We start from the raw sequence: 2,973 nt of genomic DNA, 5'->3' as shown, positions 1-2,973 counted from the left end.
ACGGCCGTGCCGCCGATGTAGACGCCGCCCGTGGGATCGTCGTTGGCGTTGGCCACGGCAAGCGTGAAGTCGCCGTACACGTTTGCACCGGCGGTGTCGCTCACCGTCACCCGCACCTGCAGCTCGCCCACGTCGCCGTTGGCCGGCGTGCCAAAGAAAGTGTGGCTTTCGGCGTCGAAGCTCAACCAGGATGGCAGCGCAGAACCGTCGATCAGCTCGGCTGACCAGGTCAGGCTGTCGCCCTCATCGACGTCAGCAAAGGTGTCCTCTGCCACGGTGAAGCTGAAGTCGGCTCCCTGGGTGGCGAACTGCTCGCCGATGAGCTGGCTGCGCAAGGGCTCGTCGTTGGCCCCGCTGATGGACACGGTCAGCGCCACTTCACCGGCCGGGCTCATGCCGCCGCTGTCGGCCATCTGGTAGAGGAACTCGTCGGTCAAGGGTTCGCTGCCGGCGCGCAGTGCCTGCACGTCCGCATTGGCGTTGTCCACGCGGTAGACGTAGGAGCCGTCGGCACCAATGATCAAGCTGCCGTAGCGGCCCTGAACCACGACGCCGCCGGCGTCCGCGCTGCTGCCTACCTTCACCTGGAGGGACTTGGCGCCGTCGCTGGCGCGCACCGACACCACCTGCAGCGTGTCGCCGGCATCCGGGTCCGTGTCGTTCGCAAGCACGTTCCCGCGCGGATCCACGCCCGGCGCGGCGTTGGCCACGCCACCGGCTTCGGCGGCCTCGGCGGTATCGTCAACCGGCACCGGCACCTCGTTGACGTCGCTCACCGCGATCCTGATCAGGGCATCGGCGGTGTTGCCCGCGGCGTCAGTCAGCCGCACGGTGAGGAAGTGCTCGGCGGCCAGCTCGTGATCCAAGGCCGGCGCAATCGACACGCTGAGCATGCCGGTTTGCGGATCGATCTCGAAGTTGCCTTCCAGGTAGTCCACCAGCTCGTAACGCACGGCCCCAGGCACGGAAAGGTCGCCAATGAGGTGACCACCAGCCGCGTTCTCGGCCACCGTCAGGCTGGGCGTCACCGGCACGGGCCGCACGTTGTCCACGGCCGGCTCAAAGGCAAATTCGCCCTTGGTCACGTTGCCGCCCGTGTCCGTGACGGCAATGGCGACGCTGCAGCCCTCGGACTCGATGCGGCCGTCGACGATGGTGTAGCGCGCGGTCCATACGCCATCGGCGTAGGTGGCGGCCACCTGTGCGCCGCCGAAGGCGGCAAAGTCCACCACCACATACGCGCTACCGTCGGCACCCAGCGCCAAACCCGGCACTCTGCCGCCCTGCGTCCACGAAACCGTAACCACATCGCCGATCTTGAAGGCGCCGCCCGTGCCGGTGGCCCCGTCCAGCGACACATGCGTGTCGGAGAGCACCGGCGGGAAGTTGTCCACCGCGGCCGCGCGGGAGGCCCAACCGGCATTGCCGGCCAGGTCCCAGGCCGTGACCTGCACCTGGGCGTCGGACTGCTCGTTGAGGCCGCTCACGATGGTGTAACTCGCCGTCCACCGGCCATCGACCAGCGTGGCCTGCGCGAACCGATCGCCGCCGAAGGCGCTGAAGTCCATGAGCACGGCCGACACGACCTCGGTGTTGTGGTCACCGGTGGCGGAGTTGTCCCAAGTGGCGACCACCGTGTCGCCGATGCGGAAAGTACCGTTCGTGCCGGTGGCGCCGGAAAGCCGAATGGCGCCCGCAGTCACGGTCGGCGACGTCCAGTCCACCACCAGCGTGTGCACCGTGCGGGTGCTGTTACCGGCGGCGTCAGTGGCGGTCACCGTGACGGTGTAGGTGCCCTCGGCCAGGTCGCGGCGGTCCACGCTCCAGTCGCTGCCCTCGCGCAGGGCGACGGCCATCGGCCCGCCATCGCCCCAGTCCACGGTCACCGTGGCGTCGGCGTCGGCGCTGCCCGCGAGGGCAGCCCAGGAACCGTTGATGCGCCAATCCTCGTCCGTTGCGCCACCGCCTATCAGCGGCAGCGCGGTCGGAGCGGTGGGCGCCGTCGTGTCCAGCGTGAACTTGCTGCTGTCCTCGCTGCTGTTGCCCGCGGCATCGGTGCTGCGCAGCAGCACGTCCTTCACACCATCGGCACCCAGCTTGAAATGGCCCTGGGTGATGAGCCGTGCGTCGGCCGTATCCAGCGTCCACTGGCCGTCGCTGCCGGCAGTGACACGGAAGGTGGCGCCACCCACGGTGACGTCCACCGTGCTGCCGGCCTCCGCCGTGCCGCGCAGCAACGGCGCGGTGGCATTGGTCGGCGACGTGGAGGTCAACACCGGTGCCGCGGGGGCCAGGGTGTCCATGCTCAAGGTGGGCAAGGCGGCCGAAGCACCAGCGTTGCCGGCAAAGTCGCTGTAGCCGCCAACAGACACCGTGATGCCGGCCACGCCGCTGGCCATGCCGGTATTGGGCGTGAAGATTGCGGTGCGCGTGAGTCCCGTGCCGCTGATCGCGCTCAGCGTGCCGCCTTCGACCAAGACGTTGCCCAGCGTGAAGCCGGCACCCGGATCCTCGCTGAAGGTGAACGTGATGGTGGCCGTCTCACCGGCCTTGAGGCTCGCCACGTCGCTGCTGATGGACAGCTTGGGCGCCACGTTGTCCACCGTGGCGTTGCCCGTGTCCGCCGTCGTCGTGGCGTTGCCCGCGTTGTCCGTCACTGTCGCCGTCACGTTGCGGCCCATGGCGTCGATGCTGCCCGCCACGATGGTGTACGTGGCCGTCCACACACCGTTGCCGTTGGTCGCCGCAAACGCCATGCCGCCACCGAACTGGCTGAAGTCGAAGGTCACGCCGACGACAGTGTCCGCATTGGCGTCGCCCGCGACCGTGTCGGTCCACATGGCCGTAACCGTGTCGCCGATGCGGTAGATACCGCCCGTGCCCGTGGCGCCGCTGATGGCGATGTGCGCATCCGTCACCGTGGGCGCCACGTTGTCCACCACCGCATCGGTCGTGTCGGCCACTGTCGTGCTG

The 2,973-nt window shown here is 68.8% G+C and carries 1 protein-coding gene; it reads right to left on the bottom strand.

The genetic code is table 11. The annotated features are described in order from the left end of the window. Window positions 1–2,973, bottom strand: a 2,973-nt coding sequence (locus ALA01S_RS30610; protein ID WP_174548674.1) for a putative Ig domain-containing protein, incomplete at both ends; no start/stop codon positions are given.

The sequence above is a fragment of the Azohydromonas lata NBRC 102462 genome (assembly GCF_001571085.1).
Lineage (GTDB): Bacteria > Pseudomonadota > Gammaproteobacteria > Burkholderiales > Burkholderiaceae_C > Azohydromonas > Azohydromonas lata.
The sequence above is the reverse complement of the archived record's forward strand: the minus strand, read 5'-3'. Positions and strand labels throughout refer to the sequence as shown.